Source organism: Streptacidiphilus jeojiensis (genome assembly GCF_042510965.1).
Lineage (GTDB): Bacteria > Actinomycetota > Actinomycetes > Streptomycetales > Streptomycetaceae > Streptacidiphilus > Streptacidiphilus jeojiensis.
Genome location: NZ_JBEUKS010000005.1, coordinates 39544 through 65379, shown reverse-complemented (window position 1 = coordinate 65379; position 25836 = coordinate 39544). Strand labels below are relative to the sequence as shown.

The following is a 25836-nucleotide window of genomic DNA, read 5'->3' as shown; positions in this document are numbered from 1 at the left end:
ATTGGACGAACAGTGTTCCTTTGGCGAACACCGTTCTACTAGCGAACACCGTTCGTGTCAACTAAGCTCAGGGCGAGAGACAACCGATCAGCGTGCAGGTGAGGAGTTCCGGATGACCGCAGGTGCGAGGCACGGCCGGCCGGGCGTCTGGGAGGACGTGGACCAGCGCGCCACCAGGCGCCGCTCGCTCAGCCGGGAGGCGATCGTCGAGGTCGCCCTCGGCATCGTCGACGCCGAGGGCCTGGACGCGCTGAGCATGCGGCGCATCGCCCAGGAGCTGAACACCGGGCCGGCCTCGCTCTACGCGCACGTCGGCGGCAAGGAGCAGCTGGTGGAGCTGCTGCTGGACCGGGTCGCCGCGGACCTGGTGCACCCGGAGCCCGACCCGGCGCAGTGGCAGCAGCAGGTCAAGGACTTCCTGCGGCAGTCCAAGAACAACATGCTCGCGCACAGCGACCTGTCCAAGGCCAACCTGGTCGCCAACATCCCCACGCTGCCGCACCAGCTCGACGCGGCCGAGACGCTGGTCGCCCTGCTGCGGGCCGGCGGCCTGCCCGACCAGGTGGTCGCCTACGGGGTCGACCTGCTGGCGCTGTACGTGGTCTCCTCCGCCTTCGAGCAGAGCCAGCGCGCCGCGTCGGAGACCCGCCCCTCCCACGAGGAGGAGTACATGGACAGCATCCGGACCTACTTCGCCTCACTGCCCCGGGATCGCTATCCGGAGCTGCTCTCGATGATCCCCGAGCTGACCCGGAGCGTGGGCGACGAGCGGTTCGACTTCGGCCTGGACGTCATCCTCTCCGGGATGGCCGCTCAGGCCGAGCGTCAGGCCGAGCGCCGCTCCAGCGAGGCCAGGTAGGCGTTGTAGGCGTTCAGCTCGGCGTCGCCGTCGCGGTCCGCGGTGCGGTCCTTGCGGCGCGAGACCCGCTCCTCCGACTTGGCCCACTGGAAGGTCAGCGCGATCAGCACGATGAAGGTCGGGATCTCGCTGAACGCCCAGGCGAGCCCGCCGGCCAGGTGCTGGTCGGTGAGCGGGTCCACGTGCAGCGAGGCCATCGGGTGCGCGTACGAGGTCACCATCAGCCCGGAGGCCATCATCACGGCCACGCCGAAGAAGGCGTGGAACGGCATGCCGATGAAGAGCTCCAGCATCCGCATCAGGTGCCCGGGGCGGTGCGGCCCCGGGTCGACGCCCATGATCGGCCAGAAGAACAGCAGCCCCACGCCCAGGAAGTGGACCATCATCAGGGTGTGCCCGGCCTGGGAGCGCATCAGGAAGTCGAACAGCGGGGTGAAGTAGAGCCCGTAGAGGCTGGCGATGAACAGCGGGATGGTGAAGGCCGGGTGCGAGACCACCTTCACGTAGCGCGAGTGCAGCAGCGACACCAGCAGGTCGCGCGGCGAGAGCGGCCCCTTGGCCGCGGGCAGCGCCCGCAGCGCCAGCGTGATCGGCGCGCCCAGCAGCAGGATGATCGGCGACAGCATGGAGAGCACCATGTGCTGCAGCATGTGCGCGCTCAGCAGCTGCATCCCGTAGGCGTCCAGCCGGGTGCAGGTGACCAAGGCGACGGTGAGCGTGCCCAGCACCCAGGCGATGGTGCGGCCCAGCGGCCAGCTGTCGCCGCGGCGGCGCAACCGCACCACCCCGGCCAGGTACAGACCCAGCATCAGCGCGCAGCCGACCACGAAGGGCCAGTCCGCGGACGGGTCGAGGGCCAGTGCCCGGCCGAGGGTCAGCGGCGGGAGGTCGTGCCCCATGCCCGGCATTCCCGGCATGTCGCCCATCTGCTGTCCTGCTTTCCTGGTCGTGGCGCACAACCGCAAGCCGCTGTGCTACCCGACCAGGGTAGGACTGTCCCTTTTGTCCCTCGGACCCGCCCCCCGTGCTGACTAACCCTCAGCGCGCGGGATCAGGGTGTTCTCGCTGGTGCGCCCGGCCAGGAAGTCCTCGACGTTGGCCAGCGTGGTGTCGATGATCTGGGAGACCGCCGTCCGGGTGAAGTAGGCCTGGTGCGAGGTGACCAGGACCTGGGGGAAGGTCATCAGCCGGGCCAGGGTGTCGTCGGTGACCACCTCCAGCGAGCGGTCGAAGAAGAACAGCCCGGTCTCCTCCTCGTACACGTCCAGCCCCACCCCGCCGAGGTGGCCCGAGCGCAGCGACTCGACCAGGGCGGCGGTGTCGACCAGCCCGCCGCGGCTGGAGTTGATCAGCAGTGCGTCGGGCTTCATCCGGGCCAGCGCGCTGTCGTCGATCAGGTGGTGGGTGTCCGGCAGCAGCGGGACGTGCAGGCTGATCAGGTCGGAGCGGGCCAGCAGCTGCTCCATCGGGACGTAGTCCATGCCCAGCTCGACGCAGGCCGGGTTCTTGGCGATGTCCCAGCCCAGCAGGGTGGTGCCGAAGCCGTGGGCGATCCGGCTGAAGCACTCGCCGATCTTGCCGGTGCCGATCACGCCGACGGTCATCCCGTGGATGTCCCGGCCCATCAGGCCGTCCAGTCGGAAGTCGAACTCCCGGGTCCGCAGCGCCGCCCGGGTGATCCGCCGGTTCACCGCCATGGCCAGGGTCCAGGCGAACTCGGCGACCGAGTAGGGGGAGTAGTAGGAGACTCTGGCGACGGTCAGGCCCAGGTCGGCGGCGACGGCCAGGTCGATGTTGTTGAAGCCGGTGGACCGCTGGGCGATCATCCTGGTCCCGCCGGCGGCCAGGATCCGCAGTGCTGAGGCGTCCAGGCTGGCGTTGACGCTGGTGCTGATCACCTCGTGGCCGGCCGCCAGCGGGGCGGTGTCGGCGTTGAGGAAGACCTCCAGGCAGTGCACCGGGTGGCGGCCCGCGAAGGCCTTCTCGATCAGCGGCTTCTCGTCGGCCTGCACGCCGTAGGCAAGGATCTCCATGGGGCCACGCTAAGCGGAGGGCCCCCGTCCGGCATTCCGGACGGGGGCCCTCGAGGCGGTGCGGCGGTGCGTCAGATGACGGTCTCGGCCTCGGCGTAGCGCTCCGCCGGGACGGTCTTCAGGTCGGCGACCGCCTCCGCCAGCGGCACCAGGTTGATCTGGGTCCCCTGCAGCGCGGTGATGTGCCCGAAGGCGCCCTTGTGCACGGCCTCGACGGCGTGCCAGCCGAAGCGGGTGGCCAGCACCCGGTCGTAGGCGGTGGGGGTGCCGCCGCGCTGGACGTGGCCGAGGATCACCGGCTTGGCCTCCTTGCCCAGCCGGTGCTCCAGCTCCATGGACAGCTGGGTGGCGACACCGGTGAAGCGCTCGTGGCCGTAGATGTCCACGCTGCCCTCCTCCCAGTGCATGGTGCCCGGCTCCGGCTTGGCGCCCTCGGCGCAGACCACGATGGCGAACTTCTTGCCGCGCTCGAAGCGCTCGCGCACCACCGCGGTGACCCGGTCGATGTTGAAGGGGCGCTCGGGCACGATGATGGCGTGCGCGCCCGCCGCCATCCCCGCGTGCAGCGCGATCCAGCCGGTGTGGCGGCCCATCAGCTCCACCACCATGACCCGCTGGTGCGACTCGGCGGTGGTCTTCAGCCGGTCCAGCGCCTCGGTGGCCACCGAGACCGCGGTGTCGAAGCCGAAGGTGACATCGGTGCAGGCGATGTCGTTGTCGATGGTCTTGGGCACGCCCACGATCGGCAGCCCGCCGTCGGACAGCAGCCGGGCCGCCTTGAGGGTGCCCTCGCCGCCGATCGGGATGATGCCGTCGAGGCCGATCTCCTCGCAGTAGGCCTTCGCCCGGGCGACGCCGTCGCGCAGATGGCTGGGCTGCACCCGGGTCGAGCCGAGGATGGTCCCGCCCTGGGCCAGGATGCCGCTGACGGAGTCCAGGGTCAGCTCGCGGTGCTGGCCCTCCAGCAGGCCCTTCCAGCCGTCCTCGAAGCCGATGATCTCGTCGCCGTGGTCGACCACGCCGCGGTGGACCACGGAGCGGATCACGGCGTTCAGACCGGGGCAGTCTCCGCCGCTGGTCAGCACACCAATACGCATCGCTTTACAACTCCCGAGCAGAACCGGAACGACCGGACTTCAGCGCCCGACAACCCGCCACCGTACAGGGGTCGGCCCACGCGGGATCAACGTGAACGTTTCACCTGTATGAAGGTGTGGCAAATCGGACTATTTACCCCATCGAGATGATACCGCCCACCAGCCTCCGGCCAGGCTGGAGCGGACGCGGGTCGGCTCCTTCGCCGTCCCGCGCGGGGAGGGTCCTGCTCTGCGCGCCGCACGCCCCTGACGGGTGCGGCCCTGCACCCTGACGGGCGGCACGCAGCTGCTGCTGCACCGGCGACTGCGGAATCGCCGGACTCTTCGCTTCCCCTGCTACTGGGCCGGCTGCTGGACGGCCGCGATGCGCTCGGCGCGCAGCGCTTCGTACCAGGTGTTGTCGGCCGGCGGCAGGGCGCTGACGTCCAGCGCCAGCTTGATCAGCAGATCCGCCACGCCCGGGTTGCGGGCGAGGATCGGACCGTGCAGGTAGGTGCCGAAGACGGTGTCCCGCCAGGCTCCCTCGGTTCCGTCGCCGGTGCCGTTGCCGCCGCCGACGGTGACCCGGGCCAGCGGGGAGACCCCTTGGCCCAGGTGGGTGACGCCCTGGTGGTTCTCGAAACCGGTCAGGGTGGGCAGACCGAGCCGGGGGTCGGGCTCGGCCAGGATGTCGCCGACATTGCGGGCGCCCTCGCCGCGGGTGCTCCACACGTCCAGCAGGCCGAGGCCCGGGGTGCGCTGGCCCATGTCGTCGATGAACTCGTGGCCCATGATCTGGTAGCCGGCGCAGACGCCCAGCACGATCGCGCCGTTCTCCACCGCCCGGCCCAGCCCCGGGTCGGCCCGGAGCCGCTCACCGGCCAGCCGCTGCGGACGGTCCTCGCCGCCGCCCAGCAGGTAGATGTCCCCGCTGGTCGGGATCGGCTGGTCGGACCGCACGTCGATCCGGGCGACCTCCAAGCCGCGCTGGCGGGCCCGCCGCTCCACGACCAGGACGTTGCCGCGGTCGCCGTAGGTGCTCAGCAGGTCCGGGTAGACCCAGACCAGGCGCAGTGCGCTCTCGCTCATGGCAGTCGATTCCTCTTCGTCAGCCGCGCACGTCGCGGCGCAGCTGCTGGAACGCGGTGTAGTTGGCGATGGCCTCGATGCGTCCGGGCGGCGCCGCGGCGACGGCCTGCGCCAGCGTCTCGACCACCTGGAAGTGCACCCCGGCGACCTCCAGCCGGACCGCCAGGTCCAGCTTGCGCTGACCCATCACGAACACCGGGTGGCCGACCAGCCGCTCGTAGTCGACGTCCCACAGCCAGGAGGTGTCGGTGCCGTCGGCCGACAGCGCGTTCACCGAGAGCACCACCGGCGCGGGCGGCTGGTCGATCAGGGTGAAGGTCTCCAGCCAGCCGGCCGGGTTCTTCGCCAGCAGCAGCCGCACCTCGCGGCCGCCGAACTGCACCGACTCGTAGCGCCCGGCCACCGCCTGGACCGCCTGCATCCGCTGCAGCGCGATCTGCGGGTGCACCCCGAAGACCGCGGCCACCGCGGCGGAGCTGGTCGCGTTGGAGAGGTTGGCCCGGCCCGGCAGCTGCAGCTGGATCAGCCAGCCCTGCCCCTGCGGGTCGACCACGTGCTCGCCCTGCAGCGCCCAGTGCGGCTGCGGGCGGCGGAAGCCGCAGGACGGGCAGAACCAGTCCTCGCCCGGCCGCTGCATCACGCCGCCGCAGCTCGGGCAGGACCAGGCGTCCTCGCGGTAGGCCTGCCCGGCGGCCACCCAGACCACCTTGCGGCAGGAGGACGCCGCCCAGGTGACCAGCGGGTCGTCGGCGTTGGCGATGATCACGGCCTCGCTGCCCTGCAGGCCCTCGCGCCACCGCTCCGCGAGCATCCGGGTCTCCGAGGACCGGTCCAGCTGGTCCCGGGACAGGTTGAGCAGTGCGATCGCCTTGGGGGCGGTGTCCTTGGCGACGCCGACCAGGTACTTCTCGTCGACCTCGATCACACCGAAGCGGGCGTCGCTGCCGTCGGCCAGCGCCGAGGTGATCCCGGCCGGCATGTTGGCGCCCAGCGCGTTGGACACCACGGGCCCGGCCGCCTTCAGCGCCTCGGCGATCAGCCGGGTCGTGGTGGTCTTGCCGTTGGTGGCGGAGACCAGCACCACGTCCAGGTTCTCGGCCAGGCTGCGCAGCAGGTCGGGGTCGAGCCGCAGGGCGACCTTCCCACCGATCACGGAACCGCTGCCGCGTCCGGCCGTACGCGAGACCGCAGCGGCGACCTTGCCCGCCGTCACGGCGAGCTTGGCGCGCGGGGGCAGCGTGGCCGAGGGCCCGGCCGGCTCGGGGTTCGCTGGCATCGTGGTCGCTCTCCTCCTGTGTACAGACGCGCTCAGCCTACCGGCAAGGCCGATTCCGCCAAGCAGCAGCATCACGCCTAGGCTCCTGCTCATGGCTCGAACGCGTCCCCGCATCCCCGGCAGCAACGGCACCGTGCACCCCGTCATTCCCTGGGCCGAGCCGGTGCTGCGCACCCCCTGTGCCACCGTCACCACCTTCGACGACCAGCTCGAACGGCTGGTCGAAGACCTCTTCGCCACCATGTACGCGGCGGACGGTGTGGGCCTGGCGGCCAATCAGATCGGGGTGGGTCTGCGGGTGTTCGTCTTCGACTGCCCGGACGACGACGATGTCCGCCATCTGGGACACCTGGTCAACCCGGTCCTGGTCGAGGCCGACGGCGTGGAGGTCCGCGGCGAGGAGGGCTGCCTCTCGCTCCCCGGCCTGCGGGCCGGGACCCCGCGCTGGGACCGCGCCCTGGTCCAGGGTCAGGACCTCACCGGCGCGGACCTCGAACTCGAGGGCACCGGCTTCTTCGCCCGCTGCCTCCAACACGAGACCGACCACCTCGACGGCACCGTCTTCCTGGACCGCCTCACCGGCCTGCGCCGGCTCCGCGCCCAACGCGAAACCAACCGCGCCGACTGGTACCACAGTCTTTAGGGGCGCGGGGAACTGCGCGAGAACCACGCCCCTGGGTAGAGAACTGAACAAACCGTCACAAACGTATTCAGTGGCTCCCCGCCGTCGGACGTTCACCCGCCGCAGCGAGCCGCCCCCACAACAGGTCCGCCAAGGTCTGCACCATCCGCTCCCGCGGAAACGGCCGGGTCTCCAGCCACCAGTCACCCCCCGCCAGCACCATCCCGGTGATCGCCTGCCCCCACGCCGCGGCCAGCACCCCGCTGTCCGGCCCGAGATCCACCTGCTCCCGCACCGCCAGGGTCAGCTCGTCCGCGATCATCCGCAGCGCCGGCGCCAGCGGTCCGGCCGGCGACAGCCCGTCCGCCGCCGGGTCGGGGTGCACCAGGAAGCGGTACACCTGCGGCCGTGCCTCGATCGCCGCGAGGTAGGTGTCGATGACCGCCTCGACCCGGTCCCGCCGCTCCAGCGGTAGCGCCAGTGCCGCCCGCACCGCCTCCAGCAGCCCCGCGGTGTGCCGCTCGGCCAGGGCCCGGTAGAGCCCGTTCTTGTCGCCGAAGTGCCGGTACAGGATCGGCTTGGTGATCCCGGCCTCCGCGGCGATGGTGTTCATGCTGGCCCGGGGCCCGTCCCGGCGCACCACGCGGTCGGCGGCGTCCAGGAGTTCGCTGCGGCGGTCGGCGGTCGGCATTCCTTGACATTCCTTACTCGTCGGTAACAGACTGGGCAGTCAGTTACCGAAGGTAACACCAGCTCGGCCCAAAACGTATGAAAACCACGCCCGACCTGCCCGGGAGCAACGCATCATGTCCAACTTCACCCTCGACCTGAACGACGACCAGATCGCCGTCCGCGACTGGCTGCACGGCTTCGCCGCCGATGTGATCCGTCCGGCCGCCGCCGAGTGGGACGAGCGCGAGGAGACGCCCTGGCCGGTCATCCAGGAGGCCGCCAAGGTCGGCATCTACTCGCTGGACTTCTTCGCCACCCAGTCCTTCGACCCCACCGGCCTCGGCATCCCGATCGCCATGGAGGAACTGTTCTGGGGCGACGCCGGCATAGGCCTGTCCCTGGTAGGCAGCGGCCTGGCCGCGATCGGCGTGGTCGCCAACGGGACGCCGGAGCAGGTCGGGCTGTGGGCCCCGCAGATGTTCGGCACCCCGGACGACGTCAAGGTCGCCGCGTTCTGCTCCTCCGAGCCGGACGCCGGCTCGGACGTCGCGGCGATGCGCACCCGCGCGGTCTACGACGAGGCCAAGGACGAGTGGGTGCTCAACGGCACCAAGACCTGGGCCACCAACGGCGGCATCGCCCACGTCCACGTCGTGGTCGCCTCGGTCGACCCCGCGCTGGGCGCCCGCGGCCAGGCATCGTTCGTGGTCCCGCCGAACACCCCCGGGCTGAGCCAGGGTCAGAAGTTCAAGAAGCACGGCATCCGCGCCTCGCACACCGCCGAGGTGGTGCTGGACAACGTCCGGATCCCCGGCGACTGCCTGCTCGGCGGCAAGGACAAGCTGGACGAGCGGCTGGCCCGGGCTCGCGAACGCGCCGCCGCCGCGGCCCGCGGCGAGCGCACCGAGAAGGTGAAGAACGCCGCGATGGCCACCTTCGAGGCCTCCCGCCCGGCCGTCGGCGCCCAGGCCGTGGGCGTGGCCAGGGCCGCCTACGAGGTGGCGCTGGACTACGCCAAGACCCGTGAGCAGTTCGGCCGTCCGATCATCGACAACCAGGGCATCGCCTTCGCCCTCGCCGACATGCGCACCCGTATCGACGCCGCCCGGCTGCTGGTCTGGCGCGCCTCCTGGATGGCGAGCAACAACAAGCCGTTCACCTCGGCCGAGGGCTCGATGTCCAAGCTCTACGCGGGCGAGACGGCCAAGTGGGTCACCGCCCAGGCCATCCAGATCCTCGGCGGCAACGGATTCACCCGCGAGTACCCGGTCGAGCGGATGCACCGCGACAGCGCCATCTTCACCATCTTCGAGGGCACCAGCGAGATCCAGCGCCTGGTCATCGCGCGGACCCTGTCGGGGCTGCCGATCCGCTAGTCGCGGGAGCTGCGTTCGGCGTCCTCCAGCATGGTCTTGAGCGAGGAGAGGATCATCACCCAGCCACTGCTGATCCCCGCCAGCATGGTGCTCTCCGGGGTGTCGAAGCCGTCGTGGGTCAGCGTCAGCCGGACGCCGAGCGCGGGGACCTCGGCCGGTTCGATGTCGAAGCGGACCTGTGACTTCTCGGTGTGGGCCGCCTCGAACTCCTGCTCCGAGGCGAAGAGTTCACGGTGCATCGGCAGCACCCGGTGCCAGCTGTAGGCGAGTGTGCGGCCGGGTTCGGCGGCGATGACGTGCTGGTCCAGGTCCTGGTAGTCCCCGTCGGGACCCATCTTCCAGAGCACCGGGGAGCCGACCTGCCAGTCGGACTTCGGCCCCCAGCCGCCGAAGTACTGCTGGGCCGCCTCGGCGTCGGTCAGTGCCTGGTAGAGGTGGGCCGGCGTGGTCCGGATGTAGATCTGGTAGACGAACTCGGATGCGCTCATGGGCTGACCTGACTCCTTCGGTGACGAGACCCCCTGGCTGACGCCGTCTCAGGCCGGGACGCCTTCGGGCTCCGCGGAGCCGGTCGAGGTGCGGCTGGTCCCGGTCTCCGCCCCGGCCCCGTCCAGCGGCGCGGCGACCGCGCGCCACCAGGGGCGGAACACGGTGCCCGCGGCCGGCTCGAAGGGCTCGCCGGGGCGCGGGGTGGCCACCGTGTGCCCCAGCGGCGCGGCGGCCGCGAGGGTGCGCTCGACCGGCTCCTCCCAGGCGTGCGGCGCCAGGTCGAAGGTGCACCAGTGGATCGGCAGCAGCACCGAGCCGCTCTCGCCGGTCAGGTCGCCGTGGGCGCGGACGCCCTCCTCCGGGGTCATGTGGACCTCGGGCCAGAACTCGCTGTAGGCGCCGACCTGGACCATGGTGGCGTCGAAGGGGCCGTACTGGGCCCCGATCGCGGCGAAGCCGGGGAAGTAGCCGGTGTCACCGCTGTGGAAGACCCGGTGCTCGCCGCCCTGGACCACCCAGGAGGCCCACAGCTGGTGGCGGCTGGTCCGCGGCCCGCGGCTGCAGTAGTGCCGGGCCGGGGTCGCGGTGAGGGTGAGCCCGGCGATCCGCGCCGACTCGTTCCAGTCGAGCTCGGTGATCCGGTCCGCCGACACGCCCCAGTGCTCCAGGTGCGCGCCCACCCCCAGCGGGACGGCGAAGTCCGCGCCGGCCCGGACCAGCGCCCGGATCGCGGCCATGTCCAGATGGTCGTAGTGGTCGTGCGAGACCACGACCACGTCGATCGGGCCCAGCTCGGGCAGCGGGATCGGGTTGGGGTGCAGCCGGCGCGGTCCGAACCCGGAGAAGGGGGAGCAGCGCTCGCCCCAGACCGGGTCGAACAGCACCCGCCGCCCGCCGATCTCGGCGAGCACCGTGGCGTGCCCCATCCAGGTGAGCCGCAGCCCGCTCGCGGGCGGCACGGCCAGCTCGGCCGGGGTGAGCCGGTGCACCGGGACGGCCTCGGCCGGGCGGGTCCGCTTCTTGGCCAGCCCCTCGCGCAGGGCGCCCGGGAAGGCCCCGGAGGCCAGCCGGCGGGTCGGGACCGGGTTGCGGAAGGCGCCGTCCACGAAGTTGGGGGAGCGGCGGATCCGCGCCAGGCGCTCTCCGGTGGGCTCCGCGCCGAACGCTGCGGGACGTAGATCGGTGATGCGGGCCCAGGGGCCGGTTCCGGGCACAGCGCCTCCTAGGACGAGGAAACCATGATTCCCGGGAAGCGTACCTGCGGGCCGCCGGCGCGGCTCGGCAGTTGTTTCCGGCTCGGCCCCGGCTGAGCCGGCGTCAGACGTAGAAGCGGGTGATGGTGTCGGCGACGCAGTGCGGCTTGCCGCCGTCCTTGTTGCTGATGGTCACCCGCACCAGGGCCTGGACCCCGCCGGCCACCTCGGTGACGGACACCAGTTCGGCGGTCGCCCGGATGGTGGAGCCGACCGGGACCGGTGCCGGGAAGCGGACCTTGTCCGAGCCGTAGTTGACGGCCATCCGGAGGCCGCCCTCGATGCTGTAGCACTCCTTGACCAGCGCCGGGATCAGCGACAGGGTCAGGTAGCCGTGCGCGATGGTGGTGCCGAAGGGGCCCGCCGCGGCGCGCTCGGGGTCGACATGGATCCACTGGTGGTCGCCGGTCGCCTCGGCGAAGAGGTTGATCCGGTCCTGGTCGACGGTGAGCCACTCGCTGCTGCCGAGCTCGGTGCCGACGGCCGCGGTGAAATCGGCGAGCGATGCGAACGTAGCCATGCTGACACTCCTCCTGCACATCCGGTGTTGGGTGGAGGCTACAGCTACTGGCGGGTCACTTGTCCGCCGACCCCGTCGGTTCCGCCTGCTGCGCCTGTTCCGCCGCCCACTCCAGCCGCAGGCCGCTGATCAGCTCGGGCACCAGACGCAGCCCGGTGCCGTCCTTGGTGGCCCGGGCGGTGCCGTGCACCATCACCGAGACCGCGCCCAGCGGGTCCGGCTCGGAGTCCTTGCGGTCGGCGTCCTGATCAGCGCTGTCGACCTGGAGCGCGACGACGGCGCCGTCCAGGTCGGCGGCCAGGCTGCTGCCGCCGGGGGTGGAGACGATCAGCGTGCCGGAGAAGTCCAGGGCGAAGCTGACCGGCAGTACCACCGGCAGGGCGTGCCGGGTGTAGACGATGCGGCCGAGCGAGCCGAGGGAGCCGCGCGCGAGCAGGCGCAGGCTTTCGTCGGCGCTGAGCGTGGTCTGCGTGCTCTCGGGGAGGTCGATCGGGTCCATGCCTTCGAGTCTGCTGTCGGAAACTCGTCGGGGGTAGGGCACATAGTCCCGGCAAAGAGTGGGAAAGGGGCATCCGTTGATGGGGGGCTGTGGGCATGGTGGTGGAGTTGGTGCTGCTGGGGGCGGAGTGCCCCGAGGAACGTGCCTTCGCGGGATCGATCGGGGCGGCCGCAGGGGGCGGGCTGTTCGCGCAGGTGGTGACGGGGGCGATGTTCGACGCGGGGGCGGGGCGCTGCCAGGTCACCGCGGCTCCGCCGGACGCGGACGCGAACATGCTGCTCACCGCGGTCAAGGAGGCCGTGGAGCGGGACAGCAGGCTGCTGGTCGTCTATCTGGGCGGTCAGTTCACCTGGGACGTCCGCCGGCGGCGTCCGGTGCTGGTGACCGCGGGCAGCGGGCGGGACAACGCGCACGGCCGCGGTCTTGCCTGGGACTGGGTGGTCAGTGCGCTGGCGCACGGAGCGGGGGCGGCCCGGGGGGAGTCGCTGCTGGTGGTCGACGCGGTCGTCGGGGCCGAGGCCTGGGCGAGCGCCTCCTTCGACGCGGTCGGCGTCAGGCTCTGGGGCCGGCTGCAGCCGTACGCGCCGCCGCGCTGGGGCCGCTCCGGGGCTCCCGGCGCGGTGACCGGGGTGGGTGCGGTGACGGCAACGGCCGGGGGCTTCTCCGCGCTGTTGGACCAGGCGGTGCGCGAGGGGCTGCCTGGCCAGCCCGCGGTCCTCGATCCGGCGGCGCTGCACAGCACCCTGGAGGCCAGGGACACCCCCGGCTCGCGCTGGCTGGGTCCCCCGGCGGCGTCCAGGTTGCTGCTGCGCAACCGTGCGGTGCTACGGGGGGTACTGCGGGAGACCACTGGGGAACAGCCGTACGGAAGTGATTGACGTGCACATTTCGTTAACGAGAAAATCAGCCACACTCAGGACATGACAGCAAACGAGTAATAGTGTGCTGATTCATCGCCACCTGGGGAGTACGCGGCGAGGGGGCATCAATGCGACACATGGGTGGGGCGTTGCGGTGTGGTGCCGCGATCGCCGCTGCCGCTGCGTCCGCCGCGCTGGGTCTCACCGCCTGCTCGGCGGGCGGCACCGTGCAGACGCTGCCGAGTGCCCCGCAGACCGCGGCCCCGGCACCCTCGGCGGGGGTCTCCGTGCAGGCGGCGCCTTCGGTGCTGCCCAGCAGTATCACCGGGGTCCTGGTGCTGCGCGCCTACGCGGGCTTCTGGACGGCGCAGGTCAAGGCTCTGGACAGCGGAACGGTCACCGGCAGCGGTTTGCAGACGTACTCCATCGGAGCCGCACTGAGCGGCGCGTACACGGACTCCCAACGGCTGAACCGGGCCGGGCTGTTGATGTCCGGCGCGCCCCGCAGCAATCCGAGCGTGACTGAAATCGGCACCGTCGCTCCGTCCAGCGGGGTGCAGAGCGCCACCGTCCAGGACTGCCTGGACATCACCGGCTGGCACCAGATCGACCAGAAGACGCGTCAGCTGCGCGATCCAGCACATCGGTTGACCCGGTACCGGGTGACCGCGACGGCTCGAACAGTGGGGGGTGTCTGGATGATCTCCGACGTCCACGAGAACACGGGGCAGTCGTGCTGAGGGCCGGGCACCGGCCGCAGCCGCCGACGGTCCGTCACCGGCGCTGGGCAGCACTGCTGGTGGCACTGGTGCTGGCACTCTCCTCGCCGCTGTGGCTGCACAGCCCGCGTGCGGCCGCGGACACCACTGGACCGTGCGCGATCAACTATGTCTGCGTAGGCGCCAGCACACTTCCGTCGGCCGGCTCCACCAGCGGTGGCGGCGGGGGAGGGGGTGGCGCGAACGCCTGCTACTACGGCGGCAAGCCGGTCGACTGCAGCAACCAGTACGGCGCACTGGATCCCGCCAACGGCTGCTACTACATGGAGGCCCAGCCGCAGCCGCCTGCCAACGACCCGCTCTGGGCGGGCAAGGGGCCGGCCGACGGCGCCTTCTACCTGCAGACCTGCCCCAACCAGGCCGGAGGCGACACCGTCGAGGTCTTCATCGCGGGCGGCCCCCCGGCCGCTGCGGTGACCCCCGCCGCGCTGGCCCTCAGGGCACGCGACGCGATCCACCTCGGCACCCCGGTCGTGCACACCGCGCCCGGCGGGACCGCACTGGTGGGGGCTCCGATCTGGCTGTGGATCGACACCGGGGGCAACGCCTGGGCCGGCCCGGGCCCCGACCACGGAATCACCAAGGTCGAGACGGACGGCGCGCTCACCGTGACCTTGACGGTGTGGTCCACCGGGATCACCTGGGACATGGGCGACGGCGGACTCGCGCAGTGCTCCGCCGATGCACCGGGTGTCTCCTACGCGCCGTCGGACGGCGACAGCGCCTCCCCCCAATGCGGATACACCTACCACCAGCCTTCCGCGAACCAGCCCGGAGAGCGCTACGCCATCACCGCGACAGTCGGTTGGCACGCCCGATGGACCTCATCCGTAGGCGTCGGCGGAGAACTCGACGTGGACTCCGTCGCCGGAGTCGCGACCACCCTGAGAGTCGAAGAGCTCCAGGTACTCAACCAGCCGACGAACAACTCCTGAGAGGCGACCGCACGGTGGATACCCCGACCGGGCCGCTCACGGCCACCCGCCCACCGCTCGCTGCGGGCGCGCCCGCTCCCTACCGGATCGGCGGAGCGCGGCGCAGACGGCCAGCCGTGCTGGCGCTCGCGGTCGCGCTGATCGCCGCCGGCGGCCTCGGCGGCGCCGCGCTCTACACCGCCACCGGCAAGCGCGTCGCCGTCATCGCCCTGGCCCGCAACGTCCCGGCCGGGCAGGCGATCACCAGCGCCGATCTGACGGAGGCCCACATCCCGCTGGATCCGGCGCTCAAACCCATCTCCGTCAACAGCAGGGTGGTCGGCATGCGCGCCACCGCCGATCTCAAGGCGGGCACCCTGCTCACCAGCGGCGACCTCACCAACGCGCCGCTGGTGCAGGCCGGCCAGCAGGTGGTGGGCGTCGCCACCAAGCACACCCAGCTGCCGGCCGTGAAGCTGGAGCCCGGCAGCAGGGTCGTGCTGGTGGCCACCCCGTCCGCGGCCGGCAACGCGTCGGGGAGCAACGGCTCCGCCGCGAACACCCTGAGCGCACTGACCGCGACCGTCGTGGACATCGGATCGCCGGACAGCGACGGCACGGTGGTGGTGGACCTCGCGGTCCCCGCCGCCCAGGGTGCCGCCGTGGCCGACCTGGCCGCGAGCGGGAAGTTCGCCCTGCTGCTGGCAGCCCAGGGAGGCGGCTGATGGCAGTCGTCGCGATCAGCGGAGGCCCCGGCGCCCCGGGGGCCACCACCACGGCACTGGCACTGCTGCTCGCCTGGCCGCTCGCCGAGGGCCGCCGGGTGGTCCTGCTGGAGTGCGACCCGGACGGCGGCGCGGTCCTCGCCGGAGCCCTCGAAGGCCGGCTGGACGCCGGGTACGGACTGCGGCACCTGGCCGTCGCCGACCGGCGCGGGCGGCTGGCCGAGACGCTCTGGGAGCAGCTCGTCGACCTCTCCCGGGACGGCACCGGCAACCGGCTGCTGCTGCCCGGCCTCACCGACCCCGCGCAGGCCCCCGGCCTCGCCTACACCTGGGAGCCGCTGGTGGCGGCCTGCCACGACCTGGACGCAGCCGGCTGCGACGTCATCGTCGACCTGGGCCGCAACGGCGCGCACGGCGCCTCCGCGCCACTGGCCCGCGGGGCCGACGCGGTCCTGGTGACGGTGCGCACCACCCTGCGCGGACTCAGCGCGGCCCGGCCGAGGGTGGCCGCGCTCGCGGCCGACCTGGACGCCAACGGCACCGGGTCCGACGCGCTGGGCCTGATCCTGGTGCACGAGGGCCCGTACGCGGCGGCCGAGGTCGGCAAGGCGCTGGGCGCGCCGGTGCTGGGGCTGCTGCCGCACGAACCGCGCAGCGCCCGGGTGCTGTCGGACGGCGGCGACAGCGGCGACCGGCGGTTCGTCCGCTCGGCGCTGATGCGCGCGGTGCGGTCCACGGCGGACGAGGTACGGCTGCTGACGGGCCGTCGGCGGCTGCGCCTCGGCACCGCCTCGACGGCCGCCGCCGCTCCGGTGGCACCGCAGGCGGCCCCGTTCCCGCAGCCCGAGCCGTACCAGCCGCAACCGCAGCCTGATCAGTATCAACCTCACCCTGAGGGTCAGCCCGCCGCCCAGCCGCAGTACCCGTACCAGCCCGAACCCCAGCCCCAACCAGCCCCGTTGGCGGGCTTCGCGCCGCGGCAGCCGGTACCGCAGCCGTTCGCCCCGCCGACCCCCGGCGGACCGTCCGGCCCGGGCCAGGAGATGGAGCCCCGCTGGCGGACGGACACCGGGCCTGATCCCCGGCAGGCACCGACACCCACCGGGGGTGCGCGATGACCTCCCGTCACGCCGCCCCGCGTGACCAGGCCGAGCCGGCCAGGCCGGTCAACGGCAGCGCCCCCGGCAACGGCAGTGCTCCGGTCAACGGCGCTGCCCCCGGCAACGGCGGCAGCTTCGCCGCCTGGTCGCCGACCGCGGTCCAGCACCCGGTCCTGCCCACCGTGCCGGTGCCGCCGTCGCCGATGCCACAGTCCCCGATGCCGCCGTCCCCGACGTCACAGTCCCCCGCGTCGGCGCTGCCGCCCAACCTCTCCCCGTTCGCTGCGGCGCCCGCCCCGGACCCGCAGGTGGCCCGCGCGCTCAAGCGCCAGGTCGCCGCCGAACTGCACGAGCAGCTCGCCCTGCTGGACGACCAGCGCGGCACCGCCGCCGACCCGGCCACCAGGCGTCAGCGCGGCCGGGCCCTGATCGAGGACGCCGTCGCCCGCTGGTCCGACACCTACGCCCTCACCCACGGGGCGCCGCCGACCAGGGAGGAGGACCGCGCCCTGGCCGAGGCGGTCTACGACCTGCTGTTCCGGGCCGGCCGGCTGCAGCCCTACCTGGACGACCCGGAGATCGAGAACATCCTGGTCAACGGCTGCGACGACGTCTGGGTCTCGCGGGCCCACCAGCCGCTGCGGCAGGTGCCGCCGGTCGCCGACAGCGACGACGAACTGGTCGAGCTGCTGCAGGACCTGGCGCGCCGTCACGGCGGCGGCGAACGCAGCCTCTCCACCTCCAGCCCCACCCTGGCCCTGCGGCTGGAGGGGGGCATGCGGCTGCAGGCGATGACCGGGGTCACCCCGCGCCCCTACGTGGCGATCCGGCGCCACCGCGTCGCCAGCGCCACCCTCGGCGACATGGTCGCCATGGGCACCATCGACAGCACCCTCGCCGCCTTCCTGGCCGCCGCGATCCGGGCCCGGAAGAACGTGATGATCACCGGCACCCAGGGCGTCGGCAAGACCAGCCTGCTGCGCGCCATGGCCGGGGAGATCCCCCCGGACGAGCGGGTCGGCACCCTGGAGTCCGAGTACGAGCTGTGGCTGCACACCCTCGGCCACCTGCGCCAGGTCGTCCCGATGGAGGCCCGCGAGGGCAACGGCGAACGCGTCGACGGCCGCTCGGCGGGGGAGCTGACGATCGGTGAGCTGATCCCCGCGGCCCTGCGGATGACGCTGACCCGCATCATCGTCGGAGAGGTCCGCTCCGCCGAGGTCGTCCCGATGCTGCGGGTGATGACCAACGGCGAGGGCGGGTCGATGTGCACCCTGCACGCCCGCACCCCGCACATGGTCATCGACCGCATCGCCGAGCTCTGCCTGGAGTACGGCTCGCAGATGACCGACACCCTCGCCTACCGGCTCACCGCCAACGCCCTGGACTTCGTCGTCCACGTCACCATGGTCGACGAGACCCCCATCGGCGGCCGGCGGCACCGCTTCGTCTCGCACGTCCTGGAGGTCGTCGGCATGGGGGAGAGCGGACGCCCCGCCCTCAACAGCATCTTCGGCCCCAGGGGAGCGGAGGAGCGCGCCGTCCCGCAGACCCCGCCGGCCTGCCTGGACGACCTGCGCCGGGTCGGCTTCGACGCCCGACTGCTGGACTCCCCGCACGGCGCCTGGGGCAGGCCGCTGGACCTGCGGGTCAAGGCCGGGGGTGCGCGGTGACGCTGCTCTACATGCTCTGCGGCGCCGCCGTGGTGGCCGGGCTGATCTCCCTGGTCTGGTTCCTGCGCGGCAGCGAGCCCAAGCCGGAGCAGTACCGGCCCGGGCCGAGCCGCGGCGAACGGCTGGCCCAGGACCTGGCCCGGCGGCGGATCCAGGTCGCCGTCGCGGTGGCGGCCGGCGCCGGCGCGTGGCTGTACACCGGCGTTCCGCTGATGGGCCTGCTGCTGCCGGCACTGGTCTTCCTGGTCCCCTGGCTGCTCGCCTCCACCCGCGCCCACACCGGCCGGATCGAGCAGTTGGAGGCGCTGGCCGAGTGGACCCAGCGGATCGCCGACGTGCTGCTGCTCGGCGTCGGCCTGGAACAGGCCATCGTCACCAGCCGCCGCACCGCACCCGCCGCGCTGGAGCGCCAGATCACCGACCTGGTCGGGCGGCTGCAGTCGCGCTGGACCCCGGAGGAGGCGCTGCGCGCCTTTGCCGACGACCTCAACGACTCCACCGCCGACAAGGTCCTGGCGGCCCTGCTGCTGCGCGCCGCCGACCGGGGCCCCGGCCTGGCCGGCGCGCTGGCCGACCTGGCCGAGTCGGTCCGCGAGGAGGTGCGGCAGCGCCGCGCCATCGAGGCGGACCGGGCCAAGCACCGGGCCACGGTGCGCTGGATGGTGCTGATCATCCTGGGCGTGATCGGCGTCGGCTCGCTGAACCACTCCTACACCGCGCCCTACCGCACCGCCCTGGGGCAGCTGGTCCTGGTGCTGATCGCGCTGGCGTTCTTCGCGGTGATCTGGTGGATGCGCAGCCTCGCCAGCCACAAGCCCACCCCGCGCTTCCTGGAGCCGGACCGGCGCAGCGCCACCGGCCGTGCGCCCACCGGCTCGACACCGGGCGTCGAACTGCCCGCCGACCTGGCCCAGAGCGAGGTGCCCTGATGCTGACCTGGCTCATCCTCGCCGGAGCCGCCCTGGGCATCGGCATCGCCGTCCTGGCGGCCGAACTGCGCCCGGCGCCACCGGACCTGACCTCGGCGCTGGCCCGGCTGCACCGCGCACCGGTCCGGCCCTCGGCCCAGGACGGCCGGGACGCCGACTTCGGCGAGCGCATCGGCCGCAGCCTGCTGGGCCTGCCGGGCGTGCGGATACCCACCCGGGAGCTGGCCCTGATCGGGCGCACACCCGCCCGCTTCATGGCCCACAAGGCGATGTTCGCGCTGCTGGGGCTGCTGCTGCCGCCGCTGGTGCAGTTCGGCTACAGCGCCATGGGCGGCACGCTGCCGATCGCGGTACCGGTGCTCGGTTCGCTGCTGCTCGCGGCCCTGTTCTGGTTCCTGCCGGACGTGATCGTGCGCAGCGAGGCCAAGGAGGCGCGGGTCGAGTACCTGCACGGCATCGCCGCCTACCTGGAACTGGTCGCCCTGGAGCGGGCCGCCGACTGCGGCCCCGCCGAGGCGCTGCACCGGGCCGCCCGGGTCGGCCGGGGCACCGTCTTCCTGCGGATCTCGGACACCCTGGACCGGGCCGCGCTGGACCGGCTGCCGCCCTGGGACGGGCTGGAGGTGCTGTCCGCGGAACTGGCGCTGACGCCCCTTCAGGACCTCGCCGACATCATGCGGATCTCCGGCACCGACGGAGCCGCCGTCTACCGCGCCCTGCGCGCCCGGGCCCGCAACCTGCGCGCCGAACTGCTCACCGACGACCTGGACCGGTCCAACGTCGACAGCGAGCGCATGGTCGCGCCCGGCTCCGCGCTCGTCACCCTGATGACCTTTCTGATCGCCTTTCCCGCCGTCTTTCAGATCTTCCACGGAGGCTGACCATGCTGACCCCCAAGCGCGTACGGAGCTACATCGAGAAGGGCCGCCCCGGTGTACCGCTGCCGCTGGTGGCGGGCCTGCACCAGCTGCGGTACCGGGTCGGACGGGTGTCCGCCGCACGGCAGGACCGGGACAAGGGGGCCCTGAGCATCGAACTGGCGCTGCTGGTCATCGTGCTGATCCTTGCCGCAGGGCTGGTCGTGGCCGCCATCACAGCACTGGTCACCAAGGAATCCGGCAAGATCACCGGCCCCTGATGAAGCGACGACTGCGGACCGGGCCGGCGTCCCGCGAGGACGCCGGGTCGATGTCCATCAGCCTCGCCCTGGTCTTCCCGTCCGTCCTGGTCCTGATCCTGCTCACGGTGCAGGGCGCGCTCTGGTGGTACGACCGCCAGGTCGCGCTGACCGCCGCCCGCGAGGGCAGCGAGGCGCAGCGGCTCTTCCAGGCCGATCCGGCGGCGGGGGAGACCCAGGCGAACAGCTTCCTGGACCGGGTGGGGGGCGGGCTGACGGACCGGAACGTCACCGTGACGGAGTCCGACACCACGGTCACCTCGACGGTGACCGTGCGGACCCAGTCGCTGCTGCCGTTCCTGCCCGGGATCCTCATCACCCAGACCATCACCGCCCCCGTCGAGCGCTTCGTACCGGCCACAGCACAGTGAGGACCCCAGCAGAGTGAGGAAGGGAGGAGCAGACGTGGATGCCGACCAGGAACGGGGGAGCATCGCCATCGAGGCGGCCATCCTCGTGCCGGCGATCCTGCTGTTCCTGCTGCTGGTCATCGCCGCGGGTCGGGCGGAGACCGCCAAGGGCGTGGTCGCCGCGGCGGCGCGGGATGCCGCCCGCAGCGCCTCGTTGACCCGAACCGCCGGCGCCGCCCAGGCTGCCGCCGCCGACTCGGCGGCGACCACGCTCAACCAGGAGGGGGTCTCCTGCCAGGGCGGACAGCAGCCCCAGGTGGACTTCGTCCCGAGTACCCAGGATCAGGCGGGCTCGGTGCAGGTCACCGTGGTCTGCGTGGTCCCGCTGGGCGATCTCGCGGTACCCGGCATGCCCGGCAGCGTGACGATGAGCAGCACCTTCACCTCCGTCCTCGACCTCTACCGGGCCTCATGAGCACTGCGACCACATCTGCCGACGCGTCCGAGCGCGGAGCCCTGTCCATCTTCGTGGCGATCTGCGCGACGGCGCTGCTGATGCTGTCGGGGCTGGTCATCGACGGCGGCGGCCGGCTGATCGCCATCGAACAGGCCGACGCCGTCGCCGACGAGGCGGCCAGGGCCGGCGGCCAGCAGATCGACCGGGCCGCGCTGCTGCAAGGCAAGGGCATCCGCCTGGACCCGCAGGCCGCGCAGGCTGCGGCCGACGCCTACCTGGGTGCCAGCACGGTGGGCAACAACAGCGTCACCGGTAGCGCGGTGGCGACCGACCAGACCATCACCGTGACCGTGAACGCGACCTACCACACCACCATGCTCGGCCTGTTCGGCTTCGGGGACATCCCCGTCGAGGGCCACGGCAGCGCCCGCCTCGTCCCCGGGGTCACCGGCCCCGACCCATTGACCAGCACCGGCCCCTGACCGCACCTCACCGCCCCCAACGTGGAGTAGCCCTGATGCTCCGTCTCCTGCTACGAGGCCTCACCGCTCTCGTCGCCCTCGCGCTGCTGCTCGTCGGCCTGCCCGGGGTCCTCGCCCTCGGCACCCTCGCGGTCACCCGCCAGGGCGATCCGACCCGCTCCGGCATCGTCGACCTGCTGACCCAACCCGACCAGGGCAACCTCTTCCTCTGGGCGCTGGTCGTCATCGGCTGGCTGGCCTGGCTCTGCTTCGCCCTGTCGGTGGTGGTCGAGATCCCGGCCCAACTGCGCGGTCGCAGCGCCCGACGGATCCTGGCCCTCGGCTGGAGCCAGCGGATGGCGGGCACCCTGGTCGGCGCGGTGCTGGCGCTGCTGCCCACGGCCGGTGCCGCGCTGGCGGCGACCCCCGCGGCCGTCACCACCACGGTGGGCGTGCACGCACCGGTCGCGGTGACCGCGGACCAGGCCGCGCACGCGCGCACCGACAGCGGCGCGGCGGCCGCGACGACGACCGAGGCGGCCAAGCACCGGCAGACCACCTACACGGTCCGCGACGAGCGCCCGGCCGACAGCCTCTGGAGCATCGCCGAGAGCCACCTCGGCTCGGGGGCCCGCTGGCACGAGATCGCCCGGCTCAACCAGGGCCGCATCATGGACGCGGCCGGACGCCGCTTCGACGCGGACCGGCCGATCCAGCCCGGCTGGGTGCTGCTGATGCCGGCCGACGCGGTCTCGGCGGTGACGGCGCCGGCGCCGGCCAAGCCCGGTACCGAGGTCAAGGTCGAGGCCGGGGACTCGCTCTCCGCGATCGCCCAACGCGAACTCGGCAACGCCGACGAGTGGCCCGCACTCTTCGCCGCCAACAAGGGCGCCAAGGCGCCGGACGGGGACCGCCTGGAGGACCCGGACCTGATCGAGCCGGGCATGGTGCTGACCGTCCCGTCGACTTCGGGCACCACGACCACCACGACGACCCCGCCGACCACCACCGCACCGGTGACGACGCCTCCCACGACCACGCCTCCCACGTCCACCGCACCGGTGACGACCCCGCCGGCGACCGCCGCACCCACACACTCCGCCGCGCCGACGCACACCGCCGCGCCGACCCCGACCGCCACCCCCACCCACCCCGCCCACAGCGGTGCCGCCGGGGCGTCCGGCCCCTCCACGGCCCCGACGTCCAAGGCGCCCACCTCCGCGGCGCCGTCCACGACCGCCTCCCCGAGCCACACCGCCGGCGCCCCCGTCGTCCCGCCCACCGAACACGGGTCCACGCCGACCCACGGCGCCGGTCTGTCCGAGAGCGAGATCCTCAGCGGAACCGCGGTGCTCGCCGCCGTCCTGGTCGGCGCGGTCGCGCTGCGCCGCCGCAATCGCGCGGTGCGCCCGGCTCCCCGTCCCGGTGGCCGCTCCGCCGCCCGCCCGCGCAGTGGCGGCCCCGACCCGGTGCCGCTGCCCCCGGCCCTGCTGGCCCCCCTCCCCGGCACATCGAGTGCCCCCGTCACCTCCGAACCCGACGAGGACCTCGACTCCGGCCTCAGCCCGGTCCCCGCGCCGCTCCCCGAACTCCCCGCCGCAGCCGTCGCGACCGGCCTCTCGGCCTTCGAGACGGCGCTGACGCAACGTCAGGACGCCTCCGGTCTCGACCTGCTCGACCGCGCCCTGCGCAGCCTCGCCGCCACCGCGGTCGTCGAGGGCCGACGCCTGCCGGCCCTGGTCGCCGCACGCCTCGTCTCGGCCCAGAGCACCCCGGTGCCCAGCGTCGAGCTCTACCTCTCCGCCCCGGCGGTGCCGCTCGCACCGTTCCAGGCGGCCCACGCCTCAACCGTCTGGTGGACCACCCCGGACGCCGAAGGGCTGCTGTCGCCCGCCGACGCGGGCACCGTTCCCGCGCCCTATCCGGGCCTGGTCAGCGTCGGCACCATGGAGGACGGCAGCATCGTCCTGGTCGACCTGGAGGCGATCCGGCTGGTGCACCTCGCGGGGGCGCCCGGCGACGTCGCGGACGTCCTGCGCACCCTCGCCCTGGAACTCGCCTTCACCCCGCTCGCCGACCGGGTCAACATCCACATGGTCGGCGTCGCCGACGAGTTGGCGGCGGCCGCTGAAGGGCGGCTGCACATGCACGCAACCCTGGAGGACGCGGTGGCCGCGGTGGTCGCCCGCGACCTGGCCGTACGTCAGTCCCTGGCGGAGGCAGGAGCGGCCACTCCCAGGGAGGCCAGGGGCCGGGGGGTGGTCAGCGAGGCCTGGGCCCCGGACATCGTGCTCTGCCCGACCGCGCCCAGCGGCAGCATCCCCGAGGCGCTCGGCAGGCTGCTGGACGCCAGCCCGCGCGGCAGCGTCGCCGTGGTCACCGCCGCACCCCCGCCGGGGGCCGGACCGATGGCCCGCTGGACGCTCCCCGCCCGCGGCCGCGCGGACCTGCCGGGACTCGGCATGGGCGTCGAACTGCAGCGGCTGACGGACCACCAGTACGCCCAGTGGATCGCCCTGCTCAGGGAGACCGGCGACGGGGCCGGCACCAGGGCCGGCACGGAGGCCGACACCGACATGCCCGACGTCGACCTCGACTCCTGGTTCCGGCCGGACGAGGCGCCCGCCCAGGCCGCGACCGAACCGGAACCCGAACCCCAAGCCCAGCCCCAGCCCGCCCCCACCCCGCTGTTCCCCCCGCCGGGTCAGGGCCGCTTCCCCGAGCCCGGGGCCTCGGAGCTCGCCCCGCCGCTCGACCCCTGGGCCGTCCGCAGCCGCTCCGCCCACCCCGGTGCCGTCCCCGCCCCCTACGACCCCGAGTCGGACGACTCGCCGGAGGCCGTGGAGGCCGCCCACGAGCTGATCCTGCGTCGGCTCCGGGCCGGCGACCACCAGGGCGCCGAGGCGGCTGCGTTCGCCGGGCTCCAGCCCGCCCCGGACACCGAACTGCTCCACCGCGACCTGCTCTGCGTCTATGCCGACGCCGGCGCCGTCGAGCAGCTCAACAAGGCCGTGACCCGCCTCGAACGCCTCCCCAACCGGACCGGACGGCCGCTGGAACCGGAGACCAACGCGCTGATCGCGGAACTTCGGGGCACCGGCTGAAAGGGGCTCCATGATCCGACGGTAGGGTGTCGCTTCTGGACGATCGCAGCGGAACTGCGGGGACGGGGTGGCGTGGTGACGGGCGAGACGGTGGCGCCGGGCGATGGCCCTCATGGCCGGCAGACCCAGCCGGGTCCGCAGATCCAGCAGGTCACGGCGGTTCAGCAGGTCCAGGCGGTCCAGCAGGTCCTGCCGGACCGGCAGGGCCAATCCGGGCCGCGCGGTCGGGTGCTGGTGATCGAGGGCGGCAACGGGCAGAGCCCGCGACGCTTCCCGCCACGGGCCGGCCGCCCCGCTCCCGGGCTCTCCACCATCATCGCCGCCATCGCTCCGCAGGTGCTGCTCGCGGCGGACGCCGTGGACACCGTCCATCTGACCGCGGCCACCGACGCGTCCGGGGTGCTCGCGCACCTGCGCTCGGCCGTGCGGCATCCGGGTCCGCTGCTGGTCCACATCGGTGGACACCTCGTCAGGGACCGCCGCACCGGCGGCGCCGAACTCGACCTGGGCGACTCCCGGCTGCCCTGGGCGTCGGTCGCCGAGGAGATCCGGCTGCGCCCCGCCGAGACCGCCACCCTGGTCGTCGCCGACCTCAGCGCGGAGGAGGCGGTGCTGCCGCCGCTCCGGGTGGTCCCCTCGCCACTGGGTGCGGGGATGCCGCTGTGGGCGGCGGTCACCCCCGATCCGCAGCAGGTCGGCACCTTCACCCGGGCCCTGATCGAGGCCCTGCACGGCGGACGCCCGGGCGCCAACGGCATGCTGACCCCGGAGGAACTGCACCAGCAGGTGCACTCGGTGCTGCGTCCCGAGGTGGTGCTGGTGGCCACCCATGCCCCCGGCCGGCAGATCTTCCGCAACACCGCCCGCCGCCTGGAGGCCGCCCCGCAACAGCAGCCGGTTCCGATGCCGGCGCCGGGCGCAGTGGCCGTGGCCGGGGCCATGGACCCGCCCCCCTTCGACACGCCGCCGCTGCCCCCGACCGCGCCGACGGTCCACCTCCGCGCCCTGGACGAGAACGCCCACGCGGACACCGGCACCGCCGCGCCGGCGGAACCCCCTGCGGAGGACCCCGCCCCGGACGACTACCGGGTGGCCATCGGCGTCATCGTGGCCGCCGCCGACGCGGGCGAGCACACCCGTGCCGTCTCCTTCGCCCAGGAGCTGGAGGACGAGGCCGTGGCCGAGCACGGCCCGCACGCCGAGGTCTCGCTGCGGGTGCGTCAGGTCCACGCCCATGTGGCCCGGCTGGCCGGCAAGCAGGCCGACGCCACCGAGCTCTACCGCGCGGTGGCGCTCAGCCTGCTGGAGACCCGGGGCTCGGACGATCCGGAGACCACCCAGGCGGCGGCCAACGCCGAGGCCTGCTGGCGCGCCATCGAGGACGACGACGAGGCCCGCCGGCTCGGACCGGACCTGCTGGCCCTGCGCCGCGACGTCCCGGACACCAGCCGCCCGGGCTCGGTCGAACGCCACCTGGCCCGCCTGACCGGCTCACTCACCAGCAGCTAGGGCCGTCCCCGACCAGGAGCCGTCCCGGTTATCC

27 protein-coding genes are annotated in these 25836 nt (G+C 73.0%); 17 read left to right on the top strand and 10 right to left on the bottom strand.

The window, feature by feature from the left end; genetic code table 11:
- Nucleotides 1-112 precede the first annotated feature (112 nt).
- Entirely contained in the window at nucleotides 113-859 is a 747-nt protein-coding gene (locus ABUW04_RS15280; protein ID WP_051726003.1) for a TetR/AcrR family transcriptional regulator, read from the top strand.
- On the opposite strand, the gene ABUW04_RS15275 is transcribed toward ABUW04_RS15280, so the two are convergent.
- The 5 genes from ABUW04_RS15275 to ABUW04_RS15255 all read right to left on the bottom strand — a co-directional run bounded on the left by ABUW04_RS15275 (nucleotide 826) and on the right by ABUW04_RS15255 (nucleotide 6333).
- A complete protein-coding gene (locus tag ABUW04_RS15275) occupies nucleotides 826-1785 on the bottom strand; it encodes a cytochrome c oxidase assembly protein (protein ID WP_380565126.1) in 960 nt (319 codons plus the stop codon). The genes ABUW04_RS15280 and ABUW04_RS15275 overlap by 34 nt on opposite strands.
- Nucleotides 1786-1890: 105 nt before the next feature.
- A complete protein-coding gene (locus tag ABUW04_RS15270) occupies nucleotides 1891-2892 on the bottom strand; it encodes a 2-hydroxyacid dehydrogenase (RefSeq protein ID WP_380565125.1) in 1002 nt (333 codons plus the stop codon).
- A 71-nt stretch (nucleotides 2893-2963) separates the two neighbouring features.
- Nucleotides 2964-3989 (bottom strand): 6-phosphofructokinase, encoded by a 1026-nt coding sequence (locus ABUW04_RS15265; RefSeq protein WP_030259547.1) that lies wholly within the window; start codon nucleotides 3987-3989, stop codon nucleotides 2964-2966.
- 336 nt (nucleotides 3990-4325) lie between these two features.
- Nucleotides 4326-5057 carry a type 1 glutamine amidotransferase gene (locus ABUW04_RS15260; protein ID WP_030259550.1) on the bottom strand — a complete coding sequence of 244 codons (732 nt, stop codon included), beginning with the start codon at nucleotides 5055-5057 and terminating at the stop codon, nucleotides 4326-4328.
- Nucleotides 5058-5076: 19 nt separating this feature from the next.
- Complete coding sequence (locus ABUW04_RS15255; RefSeq protein WP_030259553.1) at nucleotides 5077-6333, bottom strand: MurT ligase domain-containing protein; 1257 nt, start codon at nucleotides 6331-6333, stop codon at nucleotides 5077-5079.
- A gap of 91 nt (nucleotides 6334-6424) precedes the next feature.
- On the opposite strand from ABUW04_RS15255, the gene def reads away from it, so the two are divergent.
- Complete coding sequence (def, locus tag ABUW04_RS15250; protein ID WP_380565123.1) at nucleotides 6425-6976, top strand: peptide deformylase; 552 nt, start codon at nucleotides 6425-6427, stop codon at nucleotides 6974-6976.
- A gap of 67 nt (nucleotides 6977-7043) precedes the next feature.
- Here the strand turns inward: def and ABUW04_RS15245 are convergent, their stop codons facing one another.
- Nucleotides 7044-7646 (bottom strand): TetR family transcriptional regulator, encoded by a 603-nt coding sequence (locus ABUW04_RS15245; protein WP_030259557.1) that lies wholly within the window; start codon nucleotides 7644-7646, stop codon nucleotides 7044-7046.
- Nucleotides 7647-7761: 115 nt separating this feature from the next.
- Here ABUW04_RS15245 and ABUW04_RS15240 point away from each other — a divergent pair, with 115 nt between their 5' ends.
- Entirely contained in the window at nucleotides 7762-9003 is a 1242-nt protein-coding gene (locus ABUW04_RS15240) for an acyl-CoA dehydrogenase family protein (RefSeq protein WP_030259559.1), read from the top strand.
- On the opposite strand, the gene ABUW04_RS15235 is transcribed toward ABUW04_RS15240, so the two are convergent.
- The 4 genes from ABUW04_RS15235 to ABUW04_RS15220 all read right to left on the bottom strand — a co-directional run bounded on the left by ABUW04_RS15235 (nucleotide 9000) and on the right by ABUW04_RS15220 (nucleotide 11764).
- A complete protein-coding gene (locus ABUW04_RS15235; RefSeq protein ID WP_380565121.1) occupies nucleotides 9000-9491 on the bottom strand; it encodes an SRPBCC family protein in 492 nt (163 codons plus the stop codon). The genes ABUW04_RS15240 and ABUW04_RS15235 overlap by 4 nt on opposite strands.
- A 48-nt stretch (nucleotides 9492-9539) precedes the next feature.
- Nucleotides 9540-10706 (bottom strand): MBL fold metallo-hydrolase, encoded by a 1167-nt coding sequence (locus ABUW04_RS15230; protein ID WP_380565120.1) that lies wholly within the window; start codon nucleotides 10704-10706, stop codon nucleotides 9540-9542.
- Nucleotides 10707-10809: 103 nt separating this feature from the next.
- Nucleotides 10810-11265 carry a MaoC family dehydratase gene (locus ABUW04_RS15225; RefSeq protein WP_380565118.1) on the bottom strand — a complete coding sequence of 152 codons (456 nt, stop codon included), beginning with the start codon at nucleotides 11263-11265 and terminating at the stop codon, nucleotides 10810-10812.
- Between the two features lie 55 nt (nucleotides 11266-11320).
- Nucleotides 11321-11764 carry a pyridoxamine 5'-phosphate oxidase family protein gene (locus tag ABUW04_RS15220; RefSeq protein WP_051726007.1) on the bottom strand — a complete coding sequence of 148 codons (444 nt, stop codon included), beginning with the start codon at nucleotides 11762-11764 and terminating at the stop codon, nucleotides 11321-11323.
- A 95-nt stretch (nucleotides 11765-11859) separates the two neighbouring features.
- Here ABUW04_RS15220 and ABUW04_RS15215 point away from each other — a divergent pair, with 95 nt between their 5' ends.
- From ABUW04_RS15215 to ABUW04_RS15150, 14 genes are all read left to right on the top strand, one after another.
- Complete coding sequence (locus ABUW04_RS15215) at nucleotides 11860-12642, top strand: hypothetical protein (RefSeq protein ID WP_380565116.1); 783 nt, start codon at nucleotides 11860-11862, stop codon at nucleotides 12640-12642.
- A 110-nt stretch (nucleotides 12643-12752) separates the two neighbouring features.
- The gene (locus tag ABUW04_RS15210) at nucleotides 12753-13364 is read left to right on the top strand and encodes a hypothetical protein (RefSeq protein WP_380565115.1); all 612 of its coding nucleotides are present in this window, start codon (nucleotides 12753-12755) and stop codon (nucleotides 13362-13364) included.
- A complete protein-coding gene (locus ABUW04_RS15205; RefSeq protein ID WP_380565113.1) occupies nucleotides 13358-14338 on the top strand; it encodes a hypothetical protein in 981 nt (326 codons plus the stop codon). Before ABUW04_RS15210 ends, ABUW04_RS15205 begins: the two co-directional genes overlap by 7 nt.
- A 14-nt stretch (nucleotides 14339-14352) precedes the next feature.
- Nucleotides 14353-15042, top strand: a complete 690-nt coding sequence (locus tag ABUW04_RS15200; RefSeq protein ID WP_030259573.1) for an SAF domain-containing protein — start codon at nucleotides 14353-14355, stop codon at nucleotides 15040-15042.
- Nucleotides 15042-16160, top strand: a complete 1119-nt coding sequence (locus ABUW04_RS15195) for a hypothetical protein (protein ID WP_380565111.1) — start codon at nucleotides 15042-15044, stop codon at nucleotides 16158-16160. The genes ABUW04_RS15200 and ABUW04_RS15195 overlap by 1 nt, the downstream gene beginning before the upstream one ends.
- Nucleotides 16157-17815, top strand: a complete 1659-nt coding sequence (locus tag ABUW04_RS15190) for a CpaF family protein (protein ID WP_380565109.1) — start codon at nucleotides 16157-16159, stop codon at nucleotides 17813-17815. Before ABUW04_RS15195 ends, ABUW04_RS15190 begins: the two co-directional genes overlap by 4 nt.
- The gene (locus ABUW04_RS15185; protein WP_232242434.1) at nucleotides 17812-18744 is read left to right on the top strand and encodes a type II secretion system F family protein; all 933 of its coding nucleotides are present in this window, start codon (nucleotides 17812-17814) and stop codon (nucleotides 18742-18744) included. Before ABUW04_RS15190 ends, ABUW04_RS15185 begins: the two co-directional genes overlap by 4 nt.
- A complete protein-coding gene (locus tag ABUW04_RS15180) occupies nucleotides 18744-19625 on the top strand; it encodes a hypothetical protein (RefSeq protein ID WP_051726010.1) in 882 nt (293 codons plus the stop codon). The genes ABUW04_RS15185 and ABUW04_RS15180 overlap by 1 nt, the downstream gene beginning before the upstream one ends.
- A 2-nt stretch (nucleotides 19626-19627) precedes the next feature.
- Entirely contained in the window at nucleotides 19628-19882 is a 255-nt protein-coding gene (locus ABUW04_RS15175) for a hypothetical protein (RefSeq protein ID WP_380565107.1), read from the top strand.
- The gene (locus tag ABUW04_RS15170; RefSeq protein WP_030259587.1) at nucleotides 19882-20292 is read left to right on the top strand and encodes a TadE family protein; all 411 of its coding nucleotides are present in this window, start codon (nucleotides 19882-19884) and stop codon (nucleotides 20290-20292) included. The genes ABUW04_RS15175 and ABUW04_RS15170 overlap by 1 nt, the downstream gene beginning before the upstream one ends.
- A gap of 34 nt (nucleotides 20293-20326) precedes the next feature.
- The gene (locus tag ABUW04_RS15165; RefSeq protein WP_380565105.1) at nucleotides 20327-20746 is read left to right on the top strand and encodes a TadE/TadG family type IV pilus assembly protein; all 420 of its coding nucleotides are present in this window, start codon (nucleotides 20327-20329) and stop codon (nucleotides 20744-20746) included.
- Nucleotides 20743-21210: a TadE/TadG family type IV pilus assembly protein gene (locus ABUW04_RS15160; protein ID WP_030259592.1), complete on the top strand. Its 468-nt coding sequence runs from the start codon at nucleotides 20743-20745 to the stop codon at nucleotides 21208-21210. The genes ABUW04_RS15165 and ABUW04_RS15160 overlap by 4 nt, the downstream gene beginning before the upstream one ends.
- Before the next feature lie 35 nt (nucleotides 21211-21245).
- Nucleotides 21246-24293 (top strand): LysM peptidoglycan-binding domain-containing protein, encoded by a 3048-nt coding sequence (locus tag ABUW04_RS15155; protein WP_380565103.1) that lies wholly within the window; start codon nucleotides 21246-21248, stop codon nucleotides 24291-24293.
- Between the two features lie 75 nt (nucleotides 24294-24368).
- The gene (locus tag ABUW04_RS15150; RefSeq protein ID WP_380565101.1) at nucleotides 24369-25802 is read left to right on the top strand and encodes a hypothetical protein; all 1434 of its coding nucleotides are present in this window, start codon (nucleotides 24369-24371) and stop codon (nucleotides 25800-25802) included.
- The last annotated feature ends 34 nt before the right edge of the window (nucleotides 25803-25836 follow it).